The organism is Kitasatospora sp. NPDC023118, assembly GCF_055560875.1.
This window is the reverse complement of the sequence record NZ_JBVHHW010000001.1, coordinates 376,802-400,878: the sequence shown is the minus strand read 5'-3', so window position 1 is coordinate 400,878 and position 24,077 is coordinate 376,802. Positions and strand designations below refer to the sequence as shown.

Annotated in this window: 21 protein-coding genes and 1 pseudogene; 13 read left to right on the top strand and 9 right to left on the bottom strand. The window is 72.5% G+C overall.

Going from position 1 to position 24,077, the window contains the following annotated elements:
- The first annotated feature begins 70 nt into the window (after nt 1-70).
- The 4 genes from ACZ3UD_RS01795 (at nt 71) to ACZ3UD_RS01780 (ending at nt 3,566) form a co-directional block, all read left to right on the top strand.
- On the top strand, nt 71-1,279 hold the full coding sequence (locus ACZ3UD_RS01795; RefSeq protein WP_465581134.1) for a cytochrome P450: 1,209 nt from the start codon (nt 71-73) through the stop codon (nt 1,277-1,279).
- Between the two features lie 43 nt (nt 1,280-1,322).
- Entirely contained in the window at nt 1,323-2,480 is a 1,158-nt protein-coding gene (locus tag ACZ3UD_RS01790) for a type III polyketide synthase (RefSeq protein ID WP_465581132.1), read from the top strand.
- Nucleotides 2,477-3,061, top strand: coding sequence for an NUDIX domain-containing protein (locus ACZ3UD_RS01785; RefSeq protein ID WP_465581130.1), 585 nt, complete (start codon nt 2,477-2,479; stop codon nt 3,059-3,061). The genes ACZ3UD_RS01790 and ACZ3UD_RS01785 overlap by 4 nt, the downstream gene beginning before the upstream one ends.
- Before the next feature lie 82 nt (nt 3,062-3,143).
- The gene (locus ACZ3UD_RS01780; RefSeq protein WP_465581127.1) at nt 3,144-3,566 is read left to right on the top strand and encodes an SHOCT domain-containing protein; all 423 of its coding nucleotides are present in this window, start codon (nt 3,144-3,146) and stop codon (nt 3,564-3,566) included.
- A gap of 73 nt (nt 3,567-3,639) precedes the next feature.
- On the opposite strand, the gene ACZ3UD_RS01775 is transcribed toward ACZ3UD_RS01780, so the two are convergent.
- On the bottom strand, nt 3,640-6,105 hold the full coding sequence (locus ACZ3UD_RS01775) for a Tex family protein (protein WP_465581125.1): 2,466 nt from the start codon (nt 6,103-6,105) through the stop codon (nt 3,640-3,642).
- 339 nt (nt 6,106-6,444) lie between these two features.
- On the opposite strand from ACZ3UD_RS01775, the gene ACZ3UD_RS01770 reads away from it, so the two are divergent.
- Nucleotides 6,445-7,344: an aminoglycoside phosphotransferase family protein gene (locus ACZ3UD_RS01770; protein ID WP_465581123.1), complete on the top strand. Its 900-nt coding sequence runs from the start codon at nt 6,445-6,447 to the stop codon at nt 7,342-7,344.
- A 77-nt stretch (nt 7,345-7,421) separates the two neighbouring features.
- Nucleotides 7,422-8,054: a TetR/AcrR family transcriptional regulator gene (locus ACZ3UD_RS01765; RefSeq protein ID WP_465581121.1), complete on the top strand. Its 633-nt coding sequence runs from the start codon at nt 7,422-7,424 to the stop codon at nt 8,052-8,054.
- A 74-nt stretch (nt 8,055-8,128) separates the two neighbouring features.
- On the opposite strand, the gene ACZ3UD_RS01760 is transcribed toward ACZ3UD_RS01765, so the two are convergent.
- Nucleotides 8,129-9,055 carry a pentapeptide repeat-containing protein gene (locus ACZ3UD_RS01760; RefSeq protein WP_465581119.1) on the bottom strand — a complete coding sequence of 309 codons (927 nt, stop codon included), beginning with the start codon at nt 9,053-9,055 and terminating at the stop codon, nt 8,129-8,131.
- A gap of 132 nt (nt 9,056-9,187) precedes the next feature.
- On the opposite strand from ACZ3UD_RS01760, the gene ACZ3UD_RS01755 reads away from it, so the two are divergent.
- Nucleotides 9,188-9,838 carry a GNAT family N-acetyltransferase gene (locus ACZ3UD_RS01755; RefSeq protein ID WP_465581117.1) on the top strand — a complete coding sequence of 217 codons (651 nt, stop codon included), beginning with the start codon at nt 9,188-9,190 and terminating at the stop codon, nt 9,836-9,838.
- Here the strand turns inward: ACZ3UD_RS01755 and ACZ3UD_RS01750 are convergent.
- Together ACZ3UD_RS01750 and ACZ3UD_RS01745 are read right to left on the bottom strand one after the other, a co-directional pair.
- Nucleotides 9,835-10,665: an SGNH/GDSL hydrolase family protein gene (locus tag ACZ3UD_RS01750; RefSeq protein ID WP_465581115.1), complete on the bottom strand. Its 831-nt coding sequence runs from the start codon at nt 10,663-10,665 to the stop codon at nt 9,835-9,837. The genes ACZ3UD_RS01755 and ACZ3UD_RS01750 overlap by 4 nt on opposite strands.
- A gap of 249 nt (nt 10,666-10,914) precedes the next feature.
- Nucleotides 10,915-11,268 (bottom strand): annotated as a pseudogene (locus ACZ3UD_RS01745) (winged helix-turn-helix transcriptional regulator); the annotation flags it as partial.
- Between the two features lie 97 nt (nt 11,269-11,365).
- On the opposite strand from ACZ3UD_RS01745, the gene ACZ3UD_RS01740 reads away from it, so the two are divergent.
- A complete protein-coding gene (locus ACZ3UD_RS01740; protein ID WP_465581113.1) occupies nt 11,366-12,580 on the top strand; it encodes a pyridoxal phosphate-dependent aminotransferase in 1,215 nt (404 codons plus the stop codon).
- Between the two features lie 21 nt (nt 12,581-12,601).
- Nucleotides 12,602-12,934, top strand: a complete 333-nt coding sequence (locus ACZ3UD_RS01735) for a YnfA family protein (protein ID WP_387631203.1) — start codon at nt 12,602-12,604, stop codon at nt 12,932-12,934.
- 63 nt (nt 12,935-12,997) lie between these two features.
- Here the strand turns inward: ACZ3UD_RS01735 and ACZ3UD_RS01730 are convergent, their stop codons facing one another.
- The 4 genes from ACZ3UD_RS01730 to ACZ3UD_RS01715 form a co-directional block, all read right to left on the bottom strand.
- The gene (locus ACZ3UD_RS01730; RefSeq protein WP_465581111.1) at nt 12,998-14,665 is read right to left on the bottom strand and encodes a purple acid phosphatase family protein; all 1,668 of its coding nucleotides are present in this window, start codon (nt 14,663-14,665) and stop codon (nt 12,998-13,000) included.
- Nucleotides 14,666-14,876: 211 nt separating this feature from the next.
- Nucleotides 14,877-15,131, bottom strand: a complete 255-nt coding sequence (locus ACZ3UD_RS01725) for a hypothetical protein (protein ID WP_350739139.1) — start codon at nt 15,129-15,131, stop codon at nt 14,877-14,879.
- A 120-nt stretch (nt 15,132-15,251) separates the two neighbouring features.
- Entirely contained in the window at nt 15,252-15,662 is a 411-nt protein-coding gene (locus tag ACZ3UD_RS01720) for a (2Fe-2S) ferredoxin domain-containing protein (RefSeq protein ID WP_465581107.1), read from the bottom strand.
- Nucleotides 15,663-15,977: 315 nt separating this feature from the next.
- Nucleotides 15,978-17,633, bottom strand: a complete 1,656-nt coding sequence (locus ACZ3UD_RS01715) for an FAD-binding dehydrogenase (protein WP_465581104.1) — start codon at nt 17,631-17,633, stop codon at nt 15,978-15,980.
- A 303-nt stretch (nt 17,634-17,936) separates the two neighbouring features.
- On the opposite strand from ACZ3UD_RS01715, the gene ACZ3UD_RS01710 reads away from it, so the two are divergent.
- A complete protein-coding gene (locus tag ACZ3UD_RS01710; RefSeq protein ID WP_465581102.1) occupies nt 17,937-18,875 on the top strand; it encodes an SGNH/GDSL hydrolase family protein in 939 nt (312 codons plus the stop codon).
- 115 nt (nt 18,876-18,990) lie between these two features.
- Here the strand turns inward: ACZ3UD_RS01710 and nicT are convergent, their stop codons facing one another.
- Nucleotides 18,991-20,106, bottom strand: coding sequence for a Nickel transporter NicT (gene nicT / locus ACZ3UD_RS01705; RefSeq protein ID WP_465581099.1), 1,116 nt, complete (start codon nt 20,104-20,106; stop codon nt 18,991-18,993).
- A 237-nt stretch (nt 20,107-20,343) separates the two neighbouring features.
- Here nicT and ACZ3UD_RS01700 point away from each other — a divergent pair, with 237 nt between their 5' ends.
- The 3 genes from ACZ3UD_RS01700 to ACZ3UD_RS01690 all read left to right on the top strand — a co-directional run bounded on the left by ACZ3UD_RS01700 (nt 20,344) and on the right by ACZ3UD_RS01690 (nt 23,900).
- Nucleotides 20,344-22,197, top strand: coding sequence for a CocE/NonD family hydrolase (locus tag ACZ3UD_RS01700; protein ID WP_465581097.1), 1,854 nt, complete (start codon nt 20,344-20,346; stop codon nt 22,195-22,197).
- Nucleotides 22,198-22,261: 64 nt separating this feature from the next.
- Nucleotides 22,262-22,957, top strand: coding sequence for an aspartate/glutamate racemase family protein (locus tag ACZ3UD_RS01695; protein ID WP_465581095.1), 696 nt, complete (start codon nt 22,262-22,264; stop codon nt 22,955-22,957).
- Nucleotides 22,958-23,150: 193 nt separating this feature from the next.
- Complete coding sequence (locus ACZ3UD_RS01690) at nt 23,151-23,900, top strand: alpha/beta hydrolase family protein (RefSeq protein WP_465581093.1); 750 nt, start codon at nt 23,151-23,153, stop codon at nt 23,898-23,900.
- The last annotated feature ends 177 nt before the right edge of the window (nt 23,901-24,077 follow it).

The window sequence follows — 24,077 nt, the reverse complement described above, 5'->3', positions numbered from 1 at the left end:
GGCCCGAACCGTGAAGAACCGTCCGGGCCGCGGCATCACCCCGGCATGACGAAGACAATTGGACAGGCCCGTGACCACCACCGCCCCCGTGTGGGACTGCCCCTTCCACCACACCGACGGTCTGGAGTTCGACCCCCTCCTCAAGCGGCTGCTCACCGAGGCCCCGATCGCGAGGATTCGACTGCCGCACGGCGAGGGCGAGGCCTGGCTGGCCACCCGCTACGAGGACGTCAAGGTGGTCACCACCGACCGCCGGTTCAGCCGCGCCGCCGGGATCGGCCGCGACCTGCCGCGGATGACGCCCGCCACGATCGCCCAGGCCGAGTCGATCAACCTGATGGACCCGCCCGAGCACAACCGGCTGCGCCGCCTGGTCGCCCAGGGCTTCACCAACCGCCAGGTCGAGCGGATGCGCCCGGCCACCCAGCGGATCGTCGACGGCTACTTCGACGAGATGGAGGAGCACGGCGCCCCGGCCGACCTGATGCACTTCCTCTCCAGCCGGCTCCCGCTCACCACCATCTGCGAGGTGCTGGAGATCCCGGAGCGGGACCGCGACCGACTGCGGGCCTGGGCCGTCGCGATGATGCGGATGGGCCCGGGCAGCCGGGAGGGCCAGGAGGAGGCCAAGGCCGGCCTGCGCGCCTACTTCACCGGGCTCACCGCCACCCGCCGCGCGAACCCCGGCGAGGACCTGATCAGCGCGCTCGCCACCGCCCGCGACGGCGAGGACCTGCTGGACGCGGACGAGCTGGCCGTCATGGCGATGGTCCTGCTGGTCACCGGCCACGACACCAGCACCTACCAGCTCGGCAACATCACCTACACCCTGCTCACCCACCCCGAGCAGCTCGCCAAGCTGCGCGCCCAGCCGGACATGCTGCCGCGCGCCCTGGAGGAGCTGCTGCGCTTCATCCCGTTCCGCCAGGGCCCCGGCATCGCCCGGGTCGCCACCGAGGACGTCGAGCTGGGCGGGGTGCTGATCCGGGCCGGCGACGCCGTGCACGTCTCCTACCTCACCGCCAACCGGGACCCTTCGGTGTACGCGCGCCCCGACGAGCTGGACTTCGACCGCGACGCCGGGCCCGTCAACATGGCCTTCGGCCACGGCCAGCACCGCTGCCTCGGCTCGCACCTGGCCCTGATGGAGCTGCAGGTCGCCATCGGCACCCTGTTGCGGCGCTTCCCCGGGCTGCGCCTGGCCGTCGACCCGTCCGAACTCGACTGGAACTCCGGCTCGATCTGGCGCTTCCCGCGGACACTGCCCGTCGCCTGGTAGCACCTCCCCCACCACACCGTTCCTGACTGGGGAGACCCACACCATGGCAACACTCTGCCGCCCCGCCATCGCCGTACCCGAACACGTCATCACCCTCGACGAGACCCTCGACCTGGCCCGCACCCTGCACGCCGACCACCCCCAACTCGGCCTGGCCCTCCGGCTGATCGAGAACACCGGGGTACGCACCCGGCACCTGGTCCAGCCGATCGAGCAGACCCTCACCCACCCGGGCTTCACCCTCCGCAACCGGGTGTACGAGCGGGAGGCCAAGGCCCGCGTCCCCGAGGTGGTCGAACGCGCCATGCGCCACGCCGAGTTGGGCGCCCGGGACATCGACCTGATCATCTACGTGTCCTGCACCGGCTTCATGATGCCGTCGATGACCGCCTGGCTGATCAACACCATGGGGTTCCGCTCCGACACCCGCCAGGTGCCGATCGCCCAGCTCGGCTGCGCGGCCGGCGGCGCCGCCGTCAACCGGGCGGACGACTTCTGCCGCGCCTACCCGGGCGCCAACGTGCTGATCGTCGCCTGCGAGTTCTGCTCGCTCTGCTACCAGCCGACCGACCTCGGCGTCGGTTCGCTGCTCTCCAACGGCCTGTTCGGCGACGCGATCGCCGCCGTGGTGATGCGCGGGCAGGGCGGCAGCGGGGTGCACGTCGAGCGCAACGGCTCGCACCTCGTCCCGGACACCGAGAACTGGATCTCGTACGGGGTCAAGGACACCGGCTTCCACTTCCAGCTGGACCGGCGGGTGCCCGGCACCATGGAGATGCTCGCCCCCGCGCTGCGCGGCCTGGCCGGACAGCACGGCTGGGACGTCTCCGGGCTGGGCTTCTACATCGTGCACGCGGGCGGCCCGCGCATCCTGGACGACCTCTGCCACTTCCTCAACCTGGAGCCCGCGACCTTCCGTTACAGCCGGGCCACGCTCACCGAGCGCGGCAACATCGCCAGCGCCGTCGTCTTCGACGCCCTCGCCCGGCTCTTCGCCGACGGCGGCGTGCCCGAGGGCACCCGGGGGCTGATCGCCGGCTTCGGACCTGGCATCACCGCCGAGATCTCACTGGGCAGTTGGGTCGGCGCCCCGGCCGAGCCGGAGCGCCGCCGGCCGCGCGCCATCTCCACCTCCGACATCACCCTCGTCCACCAGAGCGACCCCCACCGTTTCCCGACCGGCACTACGATCACCAAATGACCGACACCACGGACCGCACCGACACCGCCGCCAGAGCCGCCGAACTCGCCGCCCTGTTCCCCGCGCTGCACGCGCCGCAGTACTGGGCCTGGGGCCGCTACGACGCGCAGTTCTCCACCGTGCTGCCGCCGGACGATCTGGTCACCAACATCCACCTGGTCGGCTTCGCGGACGGCGGCGTGGTGCTGTGCCGGGACGACCGGGACCACTGGTTCCTGCCCGGCGGCACCCGGGAGCAGGACGAGTCCGTCGACGCCTGCCTGGAGCGCGAGCTGCGCGAGGAGGCCGGCGCCCGGCTGCTCGGCGAGCCGGCCTGGCTGGGCGCGCACCGCTGCCGCACCGACGACCCGGTGCCGTACCGGCCGTGGCAGCCGCACCCGGAGAAGGCCTGGCTGTGGGGCTGGGCCGAGGTCGCGCTGGACTCCGCGCCGACCAATCCGGCGGACGGCGAACAGGTGGTCGAGGTCCGGGCCCTCCCGCCCGCCGAGGCGCAGCAGCTGCTGCTCACCGGGCACGACGCGTGGTGGGGCGAGCTGATCGGGCTCGCGGTGGAGCTGCGCGAGCGGGCCGGGCGGGGCTGAGGTATTCCCGCCGGACCCGAAGACCACCGGAACGGCCCAACATCAGAGAGCACTGTCCGTTTCGCGGTGGTAACACGTGATTATGGACACCAAGCTGCTGGCCCTGGACTACCCGGTGCTCAACATCTTCTGGACGATGCTGGAGCTTTTCCTCTGGGTGCTCTGGTTCTTCCTGCTGTTCAAGATCATCACCGACGTCTTCCGCAGCCACGACCTGAGCGGCTGGGGCAAGGCGGGCTGGCTGGTCGTGGTGATCATCCTGCCGTTGATCGGCGTCCTGGCCTACCTCATCGCGCGCGGCGAGGGCATGGGGAAGCGGGATGTCGCCCAGGCCGAGCAGGCCGAGGCCGCGTTCAAGGCCTACGTCCGGGACGCGGCGGCCGGGACACCACCGGAGGGCGGCCGCAGCCATGTCGATGACCTGGCGAGGCTGGCGGACCTGAAGGACAAGGGCGCCATCTCCGACGAGGAGTACCAGAAGGCCAAGGACAGACTCCTGGTGTGACCGGACCGGACGGCCGGGGCCGGTGGGCGCTTCCCGCACCCACCGGCCCCGGCCGTTTCCGCTGCCGCCAGCCTCAGCGCCGCCCGGAGCGCCGGTCGCCCGAGCCGCCGTCGCCGGCCAGGCCCGCGCGACGCAGCGCGTCCGCCATGGCGCTGTTAGCCGGCGCGCCGCCGCCGAAGCCGCCACGGTCACCCCGGTCGCGCCGGTCCTGCCCGCCGAGGCCGCCCTGACCGCCCTGGCCGCCACCGCGCCGCTCCTGGCGCGGCGGGCGGGCCTGCCGGTCGCCCCGGTCGCCGCCGCGGTCGCCCCGGTCCCCGCGCTCGCGGCCGACCTCGTCGTCCAGCCGCAGGGTGAGCCCGATCCGCTTGCGCGGCACGTCCACCGAGAGCACCCGGACCTTGACGATGTCGCCGGGCTTGACCACCTCGCGCGGGTCCTTGACGAAGTTCCTCGACAGCGCCGAGACGTGCACCAGCCCGTCCTGGTGGACGCCCACGTCGACGAAGGCGCCGAAGGCGGCGACATTGGTGACCACGCCCTCCAGCACCATGCCGACCTCCAGGTCGCCGATCTTGTCGACGCCCTCCTTGAAGACGGCGGTGCGGAAGGCCGGGCGCGGGTCGCGGCCCGGCTTGTCCAGCTCGCCGAGGATGTCGGTGACGGTCGGGACGCCGAAGGTGTCGTCGGCGAAGTCGGCCGGGCGCAGCGCGCGCAGCCGCTCGCTGTTGCCGATCAGCTCGCGCAGTTCCCCGCCGGTCGAGGCGAGGATGCGGCGCACCACCGGGTAGGCCTCGGGGTGCACGCTGGAGGCGTCCAGCGGGTCCTCGCCGCCAGGGATGCGCAGGAAGCCGGCGCACTGCTCGAAGGCCTTGGGGCCGAGCCGGGCGACGTCCTTGAGCTGCTTGCGGGTGCGGAACGGGCCGTTGGCGTCGCGGTGGGCCACGATGTTGTCGGCCAGCGTGGCGGTGACGCCGGAGACCCGGGTGAGCAGCGGCGCCGAGGCGGTGTTGACGTCGACGCCGACGGCGTTGACGCAGTCCTCGACCACGGCGTCCAGCGAGCGGGAGAGCTTCACCTCGCTCAGGTCGTGCTGGTACTGGCCGACGCCGATCGACTTGGGGTCGATCTTGACCAGTTCGGCCAGCGGGTCCTGAAGGCGGCGGGCGATGGAGACCGCGCCGCGGATCGACACGTCCAGGTCCGGCAGTTCCTGCGAGGCGAACGCCGAGGCCGAGTAGACCGAGGCGCCGGCCTCGCTGACCATCGCCTTGGTGAGGTTCAGCTCGGGGTGGCGCTTGATCAGGTCCTCGGCGAGCTTGTCGGTCTCCCTGGAGGCGGTGCCGTTGCCGATCGCGACCAGGTCGACGTCGTGCTTCCTCGCCAGCGCGGCCAGGGTGCCCAGGGCCGCGTCCCACTTGTTGGCGGGCTGGTGCGGGTAGATCGTCTCGTACGCGACGACCTTGCCGGTGGCGTCCACCACGGCGACCTTCACCCCGGTGCGGAATCCCGGGTCCAGGCCCATGGTGGCGCGGGTGCCGGCCGGGGCGGCGAGCAGCAGGTCGCGCAGGTTGGCGGCGAAGACGCGCACCGCCTCGTCCTCGGCCTCGGCGCGCAGCCGACCGCGCAGGTCGATGCCGAGCCTGACCAGGATGCGGGTGCGCCAGGCCCAACGGACGGTGTCGCCCAGCCACTTGTCGGCCGGGCGGCCGTGGTCGGCGATGCCGAAGCGGCCGGCGATGCGCTGCTCGTAGTCGTTCTCGCCGGGCAGGTCGCCCGCGGACTCGCCGTCGTAGGGGGAGAATTCGAGGTCGAGCACCTCCTCCTTCTCGCCGCGCAGCATCGCCAGGATGCGGTGCGAGGGGAGCTTGGTGTAGGGCTCGGCGAAGTCGAAGTAGTCGGCGAACTTGGCGCCGTCGCCCTCCTTGCCGTCCCGGACCTTCGCGACCAGGCGGCCCCTGGTCCACATCCGCTCGCGCAGCGAGCCGACCAGGTCGGCGTCCTCGCCGAAGCGCTCGACCAGGATCGCCCGGGCGCCCTCCAGGGCGGCGGGGCCGTCCGCCACCGACTCGTTCAGGTACCGGGCGGCGAGCGTGGCCGGGTCCTGCGTCGGGTCGGCGAGCAGGGTGTCGGCCAGCGGCTCCAGGCCCGCCTCGCGGGCGATCTGCGCCTTGGTGCGCCGCTTGGGCTTGAAGGGCAGGTAGATGTCCTCCAGCCGGGCCTTGGAGTCCGCGGCGAGCACCTGGGCGCGCAGCGCGTCGTCCAGCTTGCCCTGGGCCTCGATCGACTCCAGGACGGCCGCCCGGCGCTCCTCCAGCTCGCGCAGGTAGCGCAGCCGCTCCTCCAGGGTGCGCAGCTGGGCGTCGTCCAGCGAGCCGGTGACCTCCTTGCGGTAGCGGGCCACGAAGGGGACGGTCGCGCCGCCGTCGAGCAGGTCGACCGCAGCCTTCACCTGCCCCTCGCGGACGCCCAGTTCCTCGGCGATCTTCCGCTCGATCACCTGCTGGGCCTGCCGGGCCCCCTGTTCGACTGGCGTGGTCACGAAGCCGGTCACCTTCTCCTTCAGTGCTTTCGCCGTACGCCCTGCATTCTGGCAGGTACCGGTGACGGCTCCCGGCCGCACCCGGGGCGGCGGGCGTGGCGCGGTCCCGCGGCGGTCCCAATCAGGCTTGAGCGGGGCCCAGTTGCGGCTTGCTGGGCTGGCGGGCATGGACACCCTGGATACCGCGGCCGCGTGGGAGCGACAGCGCACCCGGCGCCGCGCGCAGTGCCCGGCGCTCCCCGTCCGTCCGCTGACCGATCACCATCTCCTCACCTTATCGGGCCCGGTAGTTCGGGAATCCGGCTGAAGCCCGGCGATCCGCGCTGTACGCTGCCGGGCATGTGCGCTGCCGCCCGGATGCACCCCGATGAACCGGTCGTCGACGCGGCCCTGGTACGGCGGTTGATCTCCGCCCAGTTCCCCGAGTGGGTGGGCCTTCCGGTCACGCCCGTCGGGTCCGTCGGGACGGACAACGCGATGTTCCGGCTCGGGCCCGAACTCGCCGTCCGACTGCCCCGGGTGGAGTGGGCGGCCGGGGACGTCCGCCGGGAGCACCAGTGGCTGCCCCGACTGGCACCGCGACTGCCGCTGCCCGTCCCCGCACCGGTCGCCGTCGGCCGCCCCGCCGCGGGCTACCCGTGGGAGTGGTCGGTGCTGCGCTGGCTCGACGGCGTCAACCCTGCGGTCGGCGCCCTCGCCGCCCCGGACGCCCTGGCCCGCGACCTGGCCGGCTTCGTCAACGCCCTGCGCACCGCCGATCCCGCGGGCGGCCCCGCCGGGCACCGCAGCGTCCCGCTCGCCTCCCGGGACGGCGCCACCCGTGCGGCGATCACCCAGCTGACCGGCGTGATCGACACGGCGGCCGCAACCGCCCTGTGGGACAAGGCACTTCGCCTGCCCGAGTACGACGGCCCGCCGACCTGGATGCACGGCGACCTCACCCCGGGCAACCTGCTGGTCTCCAGAACCGGCCGGCTCGCCGCCGTCATCGACTTCGCCCTGATGGGCGTCGGCGACCCCACCGCCGACCTGATCGCCGCCTGGAACACCCTCCCCGCCGCCGCCCGCCCCGCCTTCCGGGCCGCCGTGCGCGCCGACGACGCGATGTGGGCCCGCGGCCGCGCCTGGGCCTTCTCCATCGCCCTGGTGACGATCCCCTACTACCGCCACACCGACCCGGCCCTGACCGCGAACGCCCGGCACGTCGTACGCGAGGTCCTCGCCGACCGCAGCGTGTAGGCACCGTCAGGCTTTTCCGACAGTCATACCAGGTAAGGAATCTGCCCTGGTCAACATCTGCTGTTAGCCTGACCCCCATGAGTGGACTGCGGGAGCGCAAGAAGGAGCGGACGCGACAGGCCATCTCCGAGGCGGCCATCGCGCTCTTCCTGGAACACGGCTTCGACCAGGTGTCGGTGGCGGACGTCGCGGCCGCCGCCGAGGTCTCCAAGCCGACCCTGTTCAGCTACTTCCCCAGCAAGGAGGACCTGGTCGTCCACCGCTTCGCCGACCACCAGGAACAGGCCGCCGAGGTGGTCCGGGGCCGGGCCGACGGCGAGTCGGTGCTCGACGCGCTGCGCCGGGACTTCCTCGACGGCCTCGCCCGGCGCGACCCCGTCACCGGTCTCAACGACCACCCCCAGGTGCTGGCCTTCACCGCCCTGGTCCACGGCACCCCGAGCCTGGCCGCCCGGGTCGGCGCCTACGTCGCCCGCGCCGAACAGTCCCTCGCCGAGGCCCTGCGCGAGGCCCCCGACCTGGCCCGTCCCCACGAGCTCACCGCGCCCCTGCTCGCCGCCCAGGTCACCGCCACCCAACGCGTCCTCGCCCTGCACAACTGGCACCGCATCCACCACGACGGCCGCACCGCCGACGACCTCCACCCCGAAGCCGTCGCCGACGCCACCCGTGCCTTCGACCTCCTCACCGACGGCTACGCCGAGGCCTGAGCGTCAGAACCCGAGCACCGGCTGGGGCCCCTGGCCGGCGGACTCGGAGGGACGTGAACAGCGGCGAGGTGGGGCTACCGCCGACGCGGCCTGCCCGAGCGGCCGCCGCCCTGTGGCCCGGCCCCGCCACGCGGCTTGCGCGGGGCGGCAGTCGCCGCAGCCGTCTCCGGCCAGTGGGTGGGGCGGGTGAGGGTGGCGGGGAGGCGGGTGGTGGCGTCGCCGCGGGCGGCGTTGAGTTGGGCCTGGGTGAGGAAGAGGGCCGAGCTGAGGTCGGCGCCCGCGAGGTTGGCGTCGCGCAGGTCGGCGCCGATCAGGTCGGCGAGGCGCAGGTCGGCGCCGGCGAGGTCGGCGGCGACGAGGAGGGCGCCGCGGAGGTTGGCGCCGCGCAGGTCCGCGCCACGCAGGCGGGCGCCGAAGAGGTCGGCGCCGCGGTGCTCGCGGCGGCGGGGGACTGCGGCGCGGACGAGTTCGCCGGCGCGCAGCAGCAGGTCGCTGACCCGCTGGCGGTGGGCGGGGACGTCGACGGCGAGGATCTCCTCGGGGGTGCCGCCGGCCAGCCGGTCGGTCTCCTCCAGGGCCTGGCGCAGTTCGGCGTGGACGGGCCGGGCCGCCTCGAAGGTGAGTGCCTCGGTGAGGTACCAGAGGAGTTCGTGGAGCTGCCGCACGATCGGGAACACGTCGAACATCGACTGGGCGCCGGCCGGCTCCTCGCGCCAGCTGACCCCGCCGAAGGTGACCTGGGAGACCCGCTGTCCGGCGCCGAAGCAGTCGTAGACGGTGCAGCCCTGGAAGCCACTGTCCCGCAGTCGCGCGTGGATGCCGCAGCCGAAGTCGGTCCGCAGGTTGCGGCAGGGGGTGCCGGCGGCCTTGTTGACGGCGAAGTCGGCGGTGGCCGCAAAGGGCAGGGCGACGCAGCAGAGCCCGAAGCAGCTGCCGCAGTCGGACTGGAGCGGGGTCGGCGCGGCCGCCGTCTGGTCCTGCGGCGACTCGGTCTCGCGCACGTTCCGGGGTCCTTCCAGCAGCGGGGCGCCGGTCCGGCCCCGTGAACCCTGGAATCCTACTGGGCACGGCCACCCTCACTCCGGTAACATGCGCAGCAGCAAAGAGACTATTACATAGGGGGAACGGGCAGCATGCCGCAGCCGAGCATCACCGAGCTGGTCCGGATGTGGATCAGCGGTTGGACGGTCTCCCGGGGCTCCGCCGATCCGGTGGAGCAGCCCTGGGGCTGGAGCATCGACGTCGGCGCGCCGGTTGGGGAGGTGGGCCGGCACGTGCTGCCCGAGCCGACCGAGGGCGAGGTCCGCAAGCTCGCCGAGACGATCACCGCGCCGAACACCTGGCTGAAGCTGTTCGCCGAGGACGACACGGTGCGTCCCTGGCTCGGCCCGCACTGGCGGCTGGACCCGCCGGGCTTCCTGATGACCGCCCCGCTCAGCCCCGAGCGGCCCGAGCTCCCGGCCGGCTACACCGTGACCACCTGGACCAGGGGCGGGATCCTGCGGGTGCTGGTGCGCACCGAGGACGGGCACCTGGCCGCCCGGGGCCAGGCGGGCCTGGCCGGCCCGGTGGCCGTACCGGACCAGATCGTGACGGCCCCCGAGCAGCGCCGCCGGGGCCTGGGCTCGGTGGTGATGCGGACCCTGCAGTCCGCCGCGTACGGGACCGGCGCCCGCACCGGCGTGCTGGTCGGCACCGCGGCGGGGCAGGCCCTCTACACCTCGCTGGGCTGGACCACCCGCGCCCCGATGGCGAGCCTGGTCCTGGAAAAGCGGGAGGACTAGCGGTACGGCAGCAGCTCGGGCCGCTTCGGCGGGCGGCCGTCGCCGGAGGAGCGGCCGGTGAGGCGGCGCCCGATCCACGGGCCGAGGTGGGTGCCCAGCCAGCGGGCGTCCGAGCGCAGCTGCTCGGCGCGGCCGGTCGGGGCGGCGGGCGGCAGCGGGGCGCGCCAGTCGAAGGCGGCGGGGCGGCCGAGCGCCTCCAACACGCCCTCGGCGACCCGGCGGTGGCCCTCGGGCGACAGGTGCAGGCGGTCCTCGGCCCAGAGCCGGCGGTCGTCGAAGCAGGGCGCGGAGAAGAGGTCGACCACGGCGAAGCCGTCCTGCTGTCCGAGCTCCTGCACGAAGGCCTTCATCCGCAGGATGGCGGGCAGCAGCCGGGCGCTGCCGGCCAGGCGGCGGGTGGGGTCGGTGCTGGTGAACAGGACGACGGTGGCGCCGGCGGCGCGCAGGTCGGCGGCGCAGCGGCCGAGCAGCCGCTCGACCCGGTCGATGTCGCAGCCGGGGCGCAGCACGTCGTTGAGGCCGCCGGCCAGGGTGACGAGTTCGGCGCCCATGGCGGCGGCGGTGGCGAGCTGCTCGTCGTGGATCTGGCCGATGAGCTTGCCGCGGACGGCGAGGTTGGCGTACCGGAAGTCCCCATCCGCCTGCCCCGCCCGATCCGCGTGCTCGGCGGCGGGAGCGTGCCCGGCGGCGGGAGCGTGCTCGGCGGCGAGCGCCGAGGCGACCCGGTCGGCCCAGCCGCGGTAGTGGCCGTCGGGCAGCAGGTCGTCGCACATGCCCTCGGTGAAGGAGTCCCCGACGGCGACGTAGCTGCGGTAGGTGGTGGGCACGGACTGCCTCCGCTCTCCTGAGATGGCTCCGCGGTCCGACGATCGTACGTGTGCGCCCGCGGGCCGCGGCGCCGGGGCCCGGCACTCATTGCGCGTCCATTGCCCGTTTATCGGTCCGCGCCATCCTGAGCACACGGGGCGGCGGCCGGCGACGGGGGCCTTGCCGCCGCCCCTTCACGCGGCGGCCGCCCCCGCACCCGGCGGTCACCCCGGCGCGACGACCGCCTCGCCCGTGGCGCGCCCAGCCGTGAACCAGTGCTCGCGCACCGCGTCGGTGGGCCGCTGCTCGCCCAGGGCGCCCAGCCCCCACTCCCCCAAGGCCTCGATCACCGGACGCAGTTCGCGTCCACGCCCGGTCAGCTCGTAGACCGTCGCGCTGGCCGGCCGTTCCAGCTTGCGCCGGACGGCGAGCCCCTCGCCCTCCAACTGCTTGAGCCTGGCCGCGAGGATGTCGGTGGAGACGCCGGGCAGGTCGGCGTGCAGGTCGGTGTAGCGGCGCGGGCCGCCGAGGAGTTCACGGACGATCAGGAGGCTCCAGCGCTCCCCCACCGCGTCCAGGGCGCGGGCGACGGCGCAGTACTGGTCGTAGCTTCGGCGTGACATGTGGATCAGCATAGCCAAGAGGTTGGACTTTCCAAGTGCCAGCTTGGTAGAACAAAGCAGAAGCAACGGAGCGGTGGTGACGGTCGGGAGGCCGCAGATGGAGTTTCGGCAGTCGAGCAAGCTGAACGACGTGTGCTACGAGATCCGGGGCCCGGTGGTCGACCAGGCCAACGCCCTGGAGGAGGCCGGGCACAGCGTGCTGCGGCTGAACACCGGCAACCCGGCCCCGTTCGGCTTCGAGGCGCCCGAGGAGATCATCCAGGACATCATCCGCAACCTGCCCGGGGCGCACGGCTACAGTGACTCGCGCGGCATCCTGCCGGCCCGTCGCGCGGTGGTGCAGTACTACCAGCAGCGCGGGGTCCAGGGCGTCGACGTCAACGACGTCTACCTCGGCAACGGCGTCTCCGAGCTGATCCAGATGGCCGTCACCGCGCTGGTGGACGACGGCGACGAGGTGCTCGTCCCGATGCCCGACTACCCGCTGTGGACCGCGTCGGTCCGGCTGGCCGGCGGCAAGGCCGTGCACTACCTGTGCGACGAAGAGGCCGAGTGGTACCCGGACCTGGACGACATCGCCGCCAAGATCACCGCCCGCACCAAGGCGATCGTGGTCATCAACCCCAACAACCCCACCGGCGCGGTCTATCCGAAGGAGCTGCTGGAGGGGATCCTCGACCTGGCCCGCCGCCACCAGCTGATGGTGCTGGCCGACGAGATCTACGACAAGATCCTCTACGACGGCACCGAGCACCACTGCCTGGCGGCCCTCGCCGACGACGTGCTCACCCTCACGTTCAACGGCCTCTCCAAGGCCTACCGGGTGGCCGGCTTCCGCAGCGGCTGGCTGGTCGTCTCCGGCCCCAAGCAGCACGCGACCGACTACCTGGAGGGCCTGACCATGCTGTCCGGCATGCGGCTGTGCCCCAACGTGCCCGCCCAGTACGCCGTCCAGGCCGCGCTCGGCGGTCACCAGTCCATCAACGACCTGGTGCTGCCCGGCGGCCGGCTCACCGAGCAGCGCGACATCGCGGTCAAGGCGCTCAACGAGATCCCCGGCGTCAGCTGCGTCAAGCCCAAGGGCGCCCTGTACGCCTTCGCCAAGCTCGACCCGGCGGTGCACCGGATCGTCGACGACGAGCGGTTCGTGCTGGACCTGCTGCTGCGGGAGAAGATCCACGTCGTCCAGGGCACCGGCTTCAACTGGCCCCGCCCGGACCACTTCCGCTTCGTCACCCTGCCGCGCGCCGACGACCTGGAGACGGCGATCAACCGGATCGGGCGCTTCCTGGCGACGTACCGCCAGAGCTGACACCACGTACCCTGGGCGGCCATGACCGTCCTGCGTTCCGTCGCCCTGTTCGTGCTCGCCGCCGTCGCCGAGATCGGCGGCTGCTGGCTGGTCTGGCAGAGCGTGCGGGAGCAACGGCCGTGGTGGCTGGCCGGGTTGGGGGTGGTGGCGCTCGGCGCGTACGGCTTCGTCGCGGCGCTGCAGCCGGACAGCCACTTCGGCCGGGTGCTGGCCGCGTACGGCGGGGTGTTCGTGGCCGGCTCACTGCTCTGGGGCATGGCCGTGGACGGCTTCCGGCCGACCCGCTACGACGTGCTGGGCGCGCTGATCTGTCTGGCCGGGGTCGCCGTGATCATGTACGGGCCCCGGCGCTGAGCATGGCCGGGCCCCGGCGTCGAGGAGTTCCTCGACACCGGGGCCCGTCACGTCGGTCAGGGCCTACCAGCCCCAGCCGCCGCCCTCGCCGTCGTCGTCGCGGCCGGAGTCCCAGCCCTCGCCGACCTTGCGCAGGATGCTGTAGTTGTCGATCTGCTGGCCGTCCTCGGTCAGCGCGGTGACCTTCATGACCGACTTCTGGCCCAGGTGCGCCGGGGTGACGTCGACCTTGATGAAGGAGTAGCCGGTGTAGCGCACCCGCGACCACTGGATGGTCTCGGGGGTCTTCACCCGGCCCTTGCTCCAGTAGTAGGTCTTGACCTCGTCCTGGTGGTTCTCGTGCCCCTCGTAGGTGTCCGGCACGTCGAACTTGTACAGGCTGCGACCGGCCGCACCCGCGGTCACGTAGACCACACCGTCGATCGAAGGCTCGATCGTGGCGCCGCTCGGCACCTGCTTCGAGACCTTGTTGCCGAGGATGGCGTCGGTGCGCTCGTAGATGTGGTTGTGGCCGTTGATGACCAGGTCCACCCGGTACTTCTCGAACAACGGCACCCAGGCCTCGCGGACACCGCCCTCGGAGGCGTGCGCGACGGTGGTGGAGAAGGCGCAGTGGTGGAAGAAGACCACGATGAAGTCGACGGTCTCGTCGCCGCGCAGGTCCTTGAGGGTGCGCTCCAGCCACGCGGTCTGCTTGCCCGCCGAGAGGCCCAGATTGGCCGGGATCTCGTAGGACACGTCGTTGGCGTCGAGGGAGATGACGCCGACGTTCCTGTAGCGGAAGCTGTAGACGCCGGGGACCTTGCGCGGGTCCGGGCCGTTGTCCGGCAGGTAGAAGCGGGTGTTCTCGCCGCCGTAGCCGTTGGGCGAGTACCAGGCCTCGATGTCGTGGTTGCCGTACGCGACCATCCACGGCACGGTGGCGGCGACCGTCTCGGTCTGGACCAGGAAGTCGTCCCAGGTCCGGGCGTTGTAGACGGACTTGTCCGGGTCGGTGCCGGAGCCGGCCGGGTCGGCGTAGCAGATGTCGCCGGCGTGCAGGTGGAAGGCCGGGTTCTGGGCCAGGATCACGTGGTCGTTGCCGGCCGCGTGCGAGCTGACGCCCTGATCGCCGAAGGCGGTGAAGGTGAACGGCTCGTACACCTTGCCCCAGCGGTGGTCGCGGGCGGGCGCGGTGCGGAAGGTGTGCAGGGTGGAGATCCGCTGCTGCGAGGCCGGGTCGAAGCCCTCGTGGCCGACACCGTAGTAGTAGGTGGTGTCGGGGTGCAGGTCCTCCAGTGCCACGTGCAGGTAGTACTGGTCCACCGGCTGGCTGTTCGGGGTCAGCGCCGGGGTGTGCAGGGCGCGGACCTCGGCCTGGACCTTGTGGCTGAGGTCCCACGGGTGCTTGCCGAAGCGCAGGAACGGCTTCTTGACCGGCGCCGGGACCTGCCAGGAGATACGGAACTGGGTGTCCGGCTCGGGGCCGAACTGGAGGTGGCGCCCGATCGGCGCGACCAGCGAGCCGTCGATGCCGTCCGTCGTGCCGCCCGTCAGCAGCTGCGGGCCGGCCGGGGCCGCGACCGCGGTGCCGCCGCCCAGCGCACCACCGACGGCGATGGCGCCCACCGTCACGGCGCCGGCGCGCAGCATCCGGCGGCGGGAGAAGCGGGCCCGCAGGTACTCGTGCTGCTCGGCCATGCTCATGCGGTCGGCAAGCTTGGCCGGCACGCCCATGTTGGGGATATCCATGCGCGGGACTCTGTCAGCGGCGCGTTGACCGCACGCGGACTTCCGGTGAACGATCGTCAGCGCGTCCCCCACTCGAACACCAACGTTCGACCATGGTTGGGCAAAGAACATGTCCATACCGAATCGACGTCGGATCATGGGAGCCTTCGGCAGCATGGCCTGACTCGGCGCCACAGCCGGGCCCGGCCATGACAACACTGACGAGTGCAGATCAGGCGGACGGTTCGTCCCAGTGCGTGGCGGCCCGGTCGCCGGTGCCGTCGCAGGTGCGGCAGATCTCGTCCCGGTAGGCCTGCTTGGCGCCGGTCGCGTCCACCCGGTAGCGCACGTACACCCCGGTACCGTTGCAGAGGAAGCAGTTGCCGCCCCCGCCGCCCACCTCTGTGGTGCCGGTGCCCTGGCAGGTGCGGCAGTTGAGGCCGGCGGTCCGGCCGGTGCCCGCGCAGATGCGGCAGACCGTCGTCATCGTCTTCCTCCCTCGGCGCGGAACCACTCGATGCACCGGTCATGGTAGTGGTCCGGTCCCACGGCCGCCCCGGGACTCCGATCTGACAATCCGTCCGTACTGATCCGGCCGGTCAGGGGGTCAGTCGGGCAGGGCCTCGCGCACCCGGCGGGAGACCGAGATCAGCTGGAGGTCGAGCAGACCGGGCGGGTCGGCCAGGCCAGGACCGCCCGCGTGCACCCAGGCGGCTATGTCGTCGATCATCTCGTCCATCAGCACGAAGCCGAGCCAGACCGGACGGCCGCCCGCCGCCCGGCCCTCGCTGGAGGGGCCGACCACCACCACGTTGGACTGGGTGCAGACGTCCAGGCACGTCACCGCGCGGACCCGGCCCGCCGAGCCGACCGCCGTCCGCAGCCGCTCGTACTGCCCCGCGTGGTCCACCCCCGGGTGCTTCGCCTCGGTGCCGCAGCAGCAGCCTCGGCAGACGGTCACGGTCACCGGGGACCCGGCACCCTGCTTCCGGTCACGGTCGCGCTCTCGGCGGTTCATCGGCTCTGCTCCCCCTCGGGTCGGCGAGCCCCGGTCGGCGGCACGCTCTGCACCGGAACTGTACCGGGCGCCCGGGGACCCTCCGCCGGGCCCGACCGGCCGCCGGGCTATCCGGAAAGCCGCTTGCGCACCGGCCGGATGCGGATAGGCGCGGGGGCGCCGCTCGGGCAGGATTGGTCGCGAGCAGTGGCGGTGCGCCCCGCTCGGGGGAGGGGCGCACCGCGACGGCGACGGCGTACGGGGAGCCGACACCCGGGGAGCCGGCGCCCGTGACGTCGCGGCCCGTACCGTCAACGCCCTTACTGCCGCGGGCCGCTACGCCACCGCCTCCGCCGCCGCCCGGCCCGCCGTGCGCCCGGAGAACAGGCAGCCGCCGAGGAAGGTCCCCTCCAGGGAGCGGTAGCCGTGCACGCCCCCGCCGCCGAAGCCGGCCGCCTCGCCCGCCGCGTAGACGCCGGGCAGCGCCTCGCCGTCCGGGCGCAGCACCCGCGAGGACAGGTCGGTCTCCAGTCCGCCGAGCGACTTGCGGGTCAGGATGTTGAGCCGGACGGCGATCAGCGGGGCGGCGGCCGGATCGAGGATGCGGTGCGGGGCGACGGTGCGCACGAGCTTGTCGCCGAGGTAGCGGCGGGCGCCGTGGATGGCGGTGATCTGGAGGTCCTTGGCGAAGGGGTTGGCCACCTGCCGGTCGCGGTCCTCGACGGTGCGGCGCAGCTCGTCCGGGTCGATCAGCGGTTCGCGGGTCTTGGCGTTCATGCCCCGGGCGAGGTCGGCGAGGTTGCCGGCGACCACGAAGTCGGGCCCGTGCCGCAGGTGCCCCTGGACCGGGCCGGGGGCGCCGGGCAGCGCCCGTCCGAGCACCCCGCGCACGGATCTGCCGGTGAGGTCGGGGTTCTGTTCGGAGCCGGAGAGGGTGAACTCCTTCTCGATGATGCGCTGGTTGAGCACGAACCAGGTGTGCTCGTGGCCGCTCGCCATGATGTGTTCGAGTGTGCCGAGGGTGTCGAAGCCGGGGAAGAGCGGGACGGGCAGTCGCCGGCCGCGGGCGTCCAGCCAGAGCGAGGAGGGGCCGGGCAGGATGCGGATGCCGTGCCGGGCCCAGATCGGGTCCCAGTTCTCGATGCCCTCGGTGTAGTGCCACATCCGGTCACCGTTGATCAGGTTGCCGCCCGCCCGCCCGGTGATCTCCAGCATCAGGCCGTCGACGTGCGCGGGCACCCCGGAGAGCAGCTTGGCGGGCGGGGTGCCGAGCCGGGCGGGCCAGGCCTTGCGGACCAGGTCGTGGTTGCCGCCGATGCCGCCGGAGGTGACGATCACGGCCTGGGCACGCAGTTCGAAGCTCCCGGCGACCTCGCGCGAGCTGGCCTCGCCGCGGCCCGCCGGGCTGGGGACCAGCACCTCGCCGGTGACGGTGTCGGTGGTGCCCGCGGTGGCGGTCAGCCCGGTGACCCGGTGCCGGAAGCGCAGGTCGACCAGCCCGCGGGCGGCGGCGGAGCGGACCCGCCGGACGAAGGGGGCGAGCAGCCCGGGCCCGGTGCCCCAGGTGATGTGGAAGCGCGGCACCGAGTTGCCGGGCCCGTCGGCGAGGAAGCCGCCGCGTTCGGCCCAGCCGACCACCGGGAAGAACCGCACGCCCATGCCGTGCAGCCAGGAGCGCTTCTCGCCGGCCGCGAAGTCGACGTAGGCCTCGGCCCAGCGGCGCGGCCAGGCGTCCTCGGGCCGGTCGAAGCCGGCCGTGGCGAGCCAGTCCTGACGGGCGAGCGCGTGCGAGTCGCGGATGCGCATCCGGCGCTGCTCGGGCGAGTCGACCAGGAAGAGGCCGCCGAAGGACCAGTGCGCCTGGCCGCCGAGCGAGGCGGCGGGTTCCTGGTCGAGCAGGATCACCTTCCGTCCGGCGTCGGCGAGTTCGGCGGTGGCGGCGAGGCCGGCGAGTCCCGCTCCGATGACGATGACGTCGGCGTCCAGGGCCATTGCGCAGTCCTCCGTCGCGGCTGTCGGTGTGCGCCCGATAGTGCGGCCTGGGGTGACGCCCGGTCAACCGGTCGACGAGCGCTGACGTGACATGACGCGAATTCCGCTCCACCGCGTTTCGGAAATAGCGGCGATACACGGTGGAGCGGAATTCGAAATGTCACCCAGTGCCATCTGACGGGATTTCGGAATTTCCGCCGGAACGATGGACGTGCGCGAAACCTGGCAGTAACTTACCTGCGAGTAGCTGTGGCCCGGCTCGGCACGACCCCCACCCGTCGTTTCTCTCCCCCAGGAGGAACCGTGCTCCGCCCTGCCCGGAATTCCCGGCGACTCCGCAATTCCACCGCGCTCGCCGCGGTCGCCCTCGGCGCCGCCCTCGCGCTCACCTCCACCACCGCCCAGGCCGCCACCGCGGCGCCGAAGCACTACGTGGCCCTCGGCGACTCCTACGCCGCCGGCGCCGGGGTGCCCGCCCAGTCGGCCGGACTGTGCCTGCGCTCCGACCACAACTACGGCCACCTGGTCGCCGCCGCGCTCAAGGCCGGCGCGTACACCGACGTCACCTGCGCGGCCGCCAAGGTCAAGGCGATGACGCAGCCGCAGTACGACGCCTTCATCCGGGTCAACGACCCGCAGCTGGACTCGGTGACCGGCGACACCGACCTGGTCACCCTCGGCATCGGCGGCAACGACCTCGCCTCCAGCGACCTCGGTCTCGGCGAACTGGTCGCCACCTGCATCGCCGGCGCGGTCGTCAACCCGCTCGGCACGCCCTGCAAGGACGTCTACCACCACGGCTACTGGGACTGGAACACCTGGTCCTGGCAGTACGGCAACGACGACCTGGCCGAGCGGATCACCACCACGATCGCCCCGCAGGTCGCCACCACCCTGCAGCAGATCCACGCCAAGGCCCCCAAGGCCAAGGTGCTGCTGGTCGGTTACCCGTCCGTGCTGCCCGCCGACGGCTCGAAGTGCGTCCTGCGCCAGCCGGTGACGCCGGGCGACGTCGAGTACATGTACGGCGTGCTCAACAAGCTGAACACCGCCCTCAAGTCCACGGCGGCGGCGGGCGGCGCGACGTACGTGGACACCGCGACGCCGACCATCGGGCACGACGTCTGCTCGGACGACCGCTGGATCGAGGGCGCGCTGCCCGGCTCGCCCGCCGTGCCGTTCCACCCGAACGCGACCGGCGAGAAGGTGATGGCGGACGCGGTGCTCGCCGCCCTGCGGTAGCGGTCCGTCCCGAACGCCCCGAAAGGCCCTGAAAGACCCTGAAAGGCCCCGAGGGGCCGGTGACCGGACCCCGGTCACCGGCCCCTCGGCTTCGTGGAGGGCGCTCTACCGCCGGTCACTCCGACTCGGCCGCGGCCAGCCCCGCCGACCACTTCTCCTCGACCTTGCCGAACTTCCAGAACGCGATCGCGCCGATCCAGGTCAGCACGAACAGGCCGACGATCGCGTAGCCGACGAAGTTGAGGTCCAGCGCGCCGATCCAGGCGATCGGGCCGCTGGTGACGTCCAGCTTCTCGCCGATCAGGCCGATCAGTTCGATCAGGCCGATGACCAGCGCGACCAGCACCGACAGGCCGGTGACGGTCAGGTTGTAGTAGATCTTGCGGACCGGCTTGGAGAACGCCCACTCGTAGGCGAAGTTCATGAACGAGCCGTCGATGGTGTCCAGCAGGCTCATCCCGGCCGCGAACAGGATCGGCAGGGTCAGCAGGGCGTACCAGGGCAGCGAGAACGCCGCCGCGCCGCCCGCCAGCACCAGCAGCGACACCTCGGTGGCGGTGTCGAAACCCAGGCCGAACAGCAGGCCCACCGGGTACATGTGCCAGGGCTTGGTGACCGCCCGGGTGACCTTGCCGAGGATCCGGTTCATCAGCCCGCGCCGCTCCAACTGGCGCTCCAGCTCGGCCTCGTCGTACTCGCCCTCGCGCATCCGGCGGAACACCTTGAGGATGCCGTTGAACGCACCGAGGTTGATCAGGCCGAGCAGCAGCAGGAAGGAGCCGGAGACGGCGGTGCCGATCAGACCGGTCATCCGGTGCAGGGTCGAGTCGTCCGCCTCCACCTGGTCGGCGAGCGAGCGGATGCCGAAGGCGAGCAGCGCGCAGAGGCCGAAGACGATCGAGGAGTGCCCCAGCGAGAACCAGAAGCCGACCGACAGCGGCCGCTTGCCCTGCCCCATCAGCTTGCGGGTGGTGTTGTCGATCGCCGCGATGTGGTCCGCGTCGAAGGCGTGCCGCATGCCGAGGGTGTAGGCGGTCAGGCCCATGCCCGCGCCGAAGACCTGGCCGCCGACGTCGTAGTGCTCCGGCGCGACCATCGCCAGCAGGGTGAACCAGCCGACCACGTGCAGCGCCAGGATGAAGCCGCCCATCCCGGCCAGGCGCATCCACTCCTCACGGGTGAGCCGGTCGCGCCATCTGACGGTGGGGGCACCTGCGGCGGCGGTGGACATCCTGTGGTCCTTTCGGGTGGTCCGGGCTGAGCTGGGCCATCTTTCCCCCGTCGGACGAGTAGTTGCAAGTTATGCGCAATTACAGGTCGGTCTCGGGCCTTAGCCACTTCGCCCCATCTCGTCAGGAAATCCACCGCTTCCTCCCCTAGGGTCGGAATGCCGACAGCCCGCGGCGCGACCCCGTACGCGCCGCGGGCCGCTCGGCGCTCACCGGCCCGGTACCCGATGGGAGCGGCCATGCCGTCGTACCCCTTCCACACCACCCGCGAGGACGTCCGCATCCCGCTGCCCGACGGCACCCGGCTGGCGGCCCGGCTGTGGCGCCCGGTCAGCGACGAGCCCGTCCCGGCCCTGCTGGAGTACTCGGCCGACCGCCTCTCCGACCGCACCGCCGCCGAGGACGCCCGCCGCCACCCCTGGTACGCCGGCCACGGCTACGCCACCGTCCGGGTCGACACCCGGGGCCACGGCAACTCCGGCGGCCTGCCCGCCGCACCCGACGGCGAGCAGGAACTCACCGACGGCGCCGCCGTCGTCGACTGGCTCGCCCGCCGCCCCTGGTGCAACGGCCGGCTCGGCCTGCTCGGCGTCGGCGCCGCCGCCACCACAGCGCTGCGGCTCGCCGCCCGCACCCCCGACACCGTCGGCGCGGTGGTCGCCGGCTGCCCCGAGGGCGGCCACCGGCTCGGCGGCGCCGTCCTCGCCGCCGACCTGCACACCCGGCTCACCGCCCTGGTCGCCGACGCCGCCCTCCCGCCGGACCCCCGGCACACCGGCGACGCCTGGCGGTCCGGCTGGCTGGCCCGGCTGGAGTCGCTGGAACCCCCGGTCGACGCCTGGCTCGCCGCCGGGGACACCACCGTGCCGGTCTCCGTCCCGGTGTTCGCGGTCGCCGGCTGGGGCGACCCGTCCTGCTCCTTCGTGCTGCGCCTGCTGGCCGAGTCCCCCACCGCGCACGCCCTGCTCGGCCCCTGGCCGCACGGCCTGCCCGAAGCCGCCCTGCCCGAGACCCTGCGCTGGTGGGACCACTGGCTGCGCGGCGTCGACACCGGCGCCCTCAAGGAACCGGCCCTGCGCAGCTGGATCAGCACCCGCTGGACCGGCGAGGACAGCTGGCCCTCCCCCGACGTCCGGGAGATCCACTACGACCTGGACGGCCAGCTGCGCACCGCCGGCACCGCCTCCGACGACCGCTTCGTCCACGTCCGCTCCCCGCAGCACACCGGCCTCGACGCCGGCGCCTACGTCCCGCACGGCCGCCCCGCCGACCAGCCACCGGACCAGCGCGAGGAGGACGGCCGCTCGGTCTGCTTCGACTCCCAGCCGCTGCCCGAGCCGATCGAGCTGCTCGGCGCCCCGACGGCACGGCTGCGGCTTCGGCTGCGCGAGGACGGCGGGTCCGTTCAGGTCGTGGCCCGCCTCTGCACGGTCGGCCCGGACGGCACCTCGCAGCTGCTCACCCGGGGCGTGCTGACCGCCACCGGGCCGGACGCCGAGGTCGAGCTCGCCGCCTGCGCGGCCACCGTTGCGGCCGGGCACCGGCTGCGGCTCGCACTCTCCTCCGTCTACTGGCCGTGGGTGTGGCCGTCCGCCGACGACACCGGGTACGCCCTCGACCCGTCCCGCTCCACCCTCAGCCTGCCCGTGCGCCACCTCGCGGCGGACGCCGGCGCCGCGCCCGTCACCTTCGCGGGGTCGCCCTCGCTGCCCGACCCGCTGGACATCCACCTCACCGAGCCGCTCACCGCCCGGCCCGAGCACGTCACCGTCCACGACCTCGGCCGCCACGAGTGGCGCATCGAGTTCTCCCCCGCCACCGACGGCACCCGCACCCACCCCGACGGGCTGGTCCGCGACGAGCACACCGTCACCGCGTACCGCGTGCTCACCGGCGCCCCGCTCAGCGCCCAGGCCCGTACGGACCACACGGTGCGGCTGGAACGGCCGGACATCGGCTGGGACGTCACCGTCCAGACCCGCACCCAACTGCGCTGCGACGCCGGGCACTTCCTCAGCGTGGTGCAGCTGCGGGCGCTGGAGGCGGGGTCGGTGGTGTTCACCCGGGAGTGGCAGCACCGGGTGCCGCGGTAACCCTTCCCCAAAGGCATTCTTATATACTTGCTCTACCAGCCAGATCTCGCTTATAACTGGCCTCATGAAGACCCTCGGCCTGATCGGCGGCATGAGCTGGGAATCCACCGCCGAGTACTACCGCCTGCTGAACGAACTCACCCGCGAGCGGCTGGGTGGGCTGCACTCGGCCCGACTCGTGCTCCACTCGGTCGACTTCGCCGAAATCGAGCAGTTGCAGGTGGCGGGCCGGTGGGAGGAGGCCGGCTCGATCCTCGCGGACGCGGCGCGCTCGCTGGAGGCGGCGGGCGCGGACCTGCTGCTGATCTGCACCAACACCATGCACAAGGTCGCCGACCAGGTCGCGGCGGCGGTCTCCGTACCACTGCTGCACCTGGCCGACGCCACGGCGCAGGCCGTCCGGGCGGCGGGCCTTCGACGGGTGGGGCTGCTGGGGACGGCGTTCACGATGGAACAGGACTTCTACCGGGGGAGGTTGGCCGCTTCCGGTTTGAACGTCCTTGTGCCGGAGGCGGATTCGCGCGCCCTGGTGCACCGGATCATCTACGAGGAGCTGTGCGTCGGGATGGCCCGGGAGGAGTCCCGGGCGGCCTATCGGCGGGTGATCGGCGAGCTGGTCGCGGCGGGCGCGGAGGGGATCGTCCTCGGCTGCACCGAGATCGAGCTGCTGGTCCGGCCGGAGGACAGCCCGGTCCCGCTGTTCCCCACGGCCCGTCTGCATGCGGAGGCCGCCGTGACTGCCGCCCTTGACGATCAGTGAGGAAAAGAGCACTTGCGCCGCAGGGCATGCGGTCGGCAAGATCTTTCCGACCGCGACACCGCCCGAGGAGGTGAGACCCCGTGAACGCTGTATCGATGTGGGTGCTCCCCCTCCCCCTCACGGTCGGGCGATAGACGTAGCTGTCGCCGGGAGCCCCTGAACAATTCTGGGTATTCCCGAAAGGCAACACGCTATGTACTCTCTTCGCTTCAACTCTGACTCGTCGTCGAACGGCGTCCGCGAGCGCGACTTCACCGTGGGCGGCGTCCCCGGAGTCCTCTGGTCGCCCGCTTCCGGCGCCGACCGCGCACCCCTGGTCCTGATGGGCCACGGCGGCGGCAACCACAAGAAGCACCCGGCGATGTCCGGCCGCGCCCGCCTCCTGGTGACCCACTGCGGCTTCCACGCCGCCGTCATCGACGCGCCCGGCCACGGCGACCGCCCGCGCACGGCGCACGACGAGGCGGAAATCGCCGAGCTGTTCCGGGCGAGGGCGGCCGGCGAGCCGGAAGGCCCGATCGTCGTCCGCTACAACGCCCACCTGGCGGAGCTCGCCGTTCCCGAGTACCGCGCGACCCTGGACGCCCTCCAGGAACTCCCGGAGATCGGCGCCGACGGACCTGTCGGCTACTGGGGCATCAACATGGGCACCGCGATCGGCATGCCGTTCGTGGCGGCCGAACCCAGGATCACGGCGGCGGTCTTCGGCCAGCACTGGCCCCACGTCCTGGCCGAGAAGGCGAAGCAGATCACCATCCCGATCGAGTACGACATGCAGTGGGACGACGAGCACATCTCGCGCGAGGACGGTCTCGCACTCTTCGACGCCTTCGCCTCGAAGGAGAAGTCCCTGCACGTGAACTCGGGCGCGCACAAGGAGCTGCCCCGCTTCGAGGCCGACAGCGCCGTCCGCTTCTTCGCCCGCCACCTCACCCGGGCCTGACGGGGCACAGGCCCCTACCGTGGGGGTCATGCACGACGAAGCCCCGTACTGGAACACCAATGTGGCCCGACACCCGGGCATTCTGCGGGCGGTGCCGCCCAGGTGTCGGGCGGCACTGGACGTGGGCTGTGGGGTGCGACACGAAGTCGCACGTGGTGGTCGGCCTGGCCGGCCAGG

What these genes read in the sequence shown, in the direction of transcription:
- ACZ3UD_RS01790 (WP_465581132.1), top strand. Translation starts at nt 1,323, where the DNA reads ATGGCAACACTCTGCCGCCCCGCCATCGCCGTACCCGAACACGTCATC.
- ACZ3UD_RS01785 (WP_465581130.1), top strand. Translation starts at nt 2,477, where the DNA reads ATGACCGACACCACGGACCGCACCGACACCGCCGCCAGAGCCGCCGAA.
- ACZ3UD_RS01780 (WP_465581127.1), top strand. Translation starts at nt 3,144, where the DNA reads ATGGACACCAAGCTGCTGGCCCTGGACTACCCGGTGCTCAACATCTTC.
- ACZ3UD_RS01770 (WP_465581123.1), top strand. Translation starts at nt 6,445, where the DNA reads ATGTGCGCTGCCGCCCGGATGCACCCCGATGAACCGGTCGTCGACGCG.
- ACZ3UD_RS01765 (WP_465581121.1), top strand. Translation starts at nt 7,422, where the DNA reads ATGAGTGGACTGCGGGAGCGCAAGAAGGAGCGGACGCGACAGGCCATC.
- ACZ3UD_RS01755 (WP_465581117.1), top strand. Translation starts at nt 9,188, where the DNA reads ATGCCGCAGCCGAGCATCACCGAGCTGGTCCGGATGTGGATCAGCGGT.
- ACZ3UD_RS01740 (WP_465581113.1), top strand. Translation starts at nt 11,366, where the DNA reads ATGGAGTTTCGGCAGTCGAGCAAGCTGAACGACGTGTGCTACGAGATC.
- ACZ3UD_RS01735 (WP_387631203.1), top strand. Translation starts at nt 12,602, where the DNA reads ATGACCGTCCTGCGTTCCGTCGCCCTGTTCGTGCTCGCCGCCGTCGCC.
- ACZ3UD_RS01730 (WP_465581111.1), bottom strand. Translation starts at nt 14,665, where the DNA reads ATGGATATCCCCAACATGGGCGTGCCGGCCAAGCTTGCCGACCGCATG.
- ACZ3UD_RS01725 (WP_350739139.1), bottom strand. Translation starts at nt 15,131, where the DNA reads ATGACGACGGTCTGCCGCATCTGCGCGGGCACCGGCCGGACCGCCGGC.
- ACZ3UD_RS01720 (WP_465581107.1), bottom strand. Translation starts at nt 15,662, where the DNA reads ATGAACCGCCGAGAGCGCGACCGTGACCGGAAGCAGGGTGCCGGGTCC.
- ACZ3UD_RS01715 (WP_465581104.1), bottom strand. Translation starts at nt 17,633, where the DNA reads ATGGCCCTGGACGCCGACGTCATCGTCATCGGAGCGGGACTCGCCGGC.
- nicT (WP_465581099.1), bottom strand. Translation starts at nt 20,106, where the DNA reads ATGTCCACCGCCGCCGCAGGTGCCCCCACCGTCAGATGGCGCGACCGG.
- ACZ3UD_RS01700 (WP_465581097.1), top strand. Translation starts at nt 20,344, where the DNA reads ATGCCGTCGTACCCCTTCCACACCACCCGCGAGGACGTCCGCATCCCG.
- ACZ3UD_RS01695 (WP_465581095.1), top strand. Translation starts at nt 22,262, where the DNA reads ATGAAGACCCTCGGCCTGATCGGCGGCATGAGCTGGGAATCCACCGCC.
- ACZ3UD_RS01690 (WP_465581093.1), top strand. Translation starts at nt 23,151, where the DNA reads ATGTACTCTCTTCGCTTCAACTCTGACTCGTCGTCGAACGGCGTCCGC.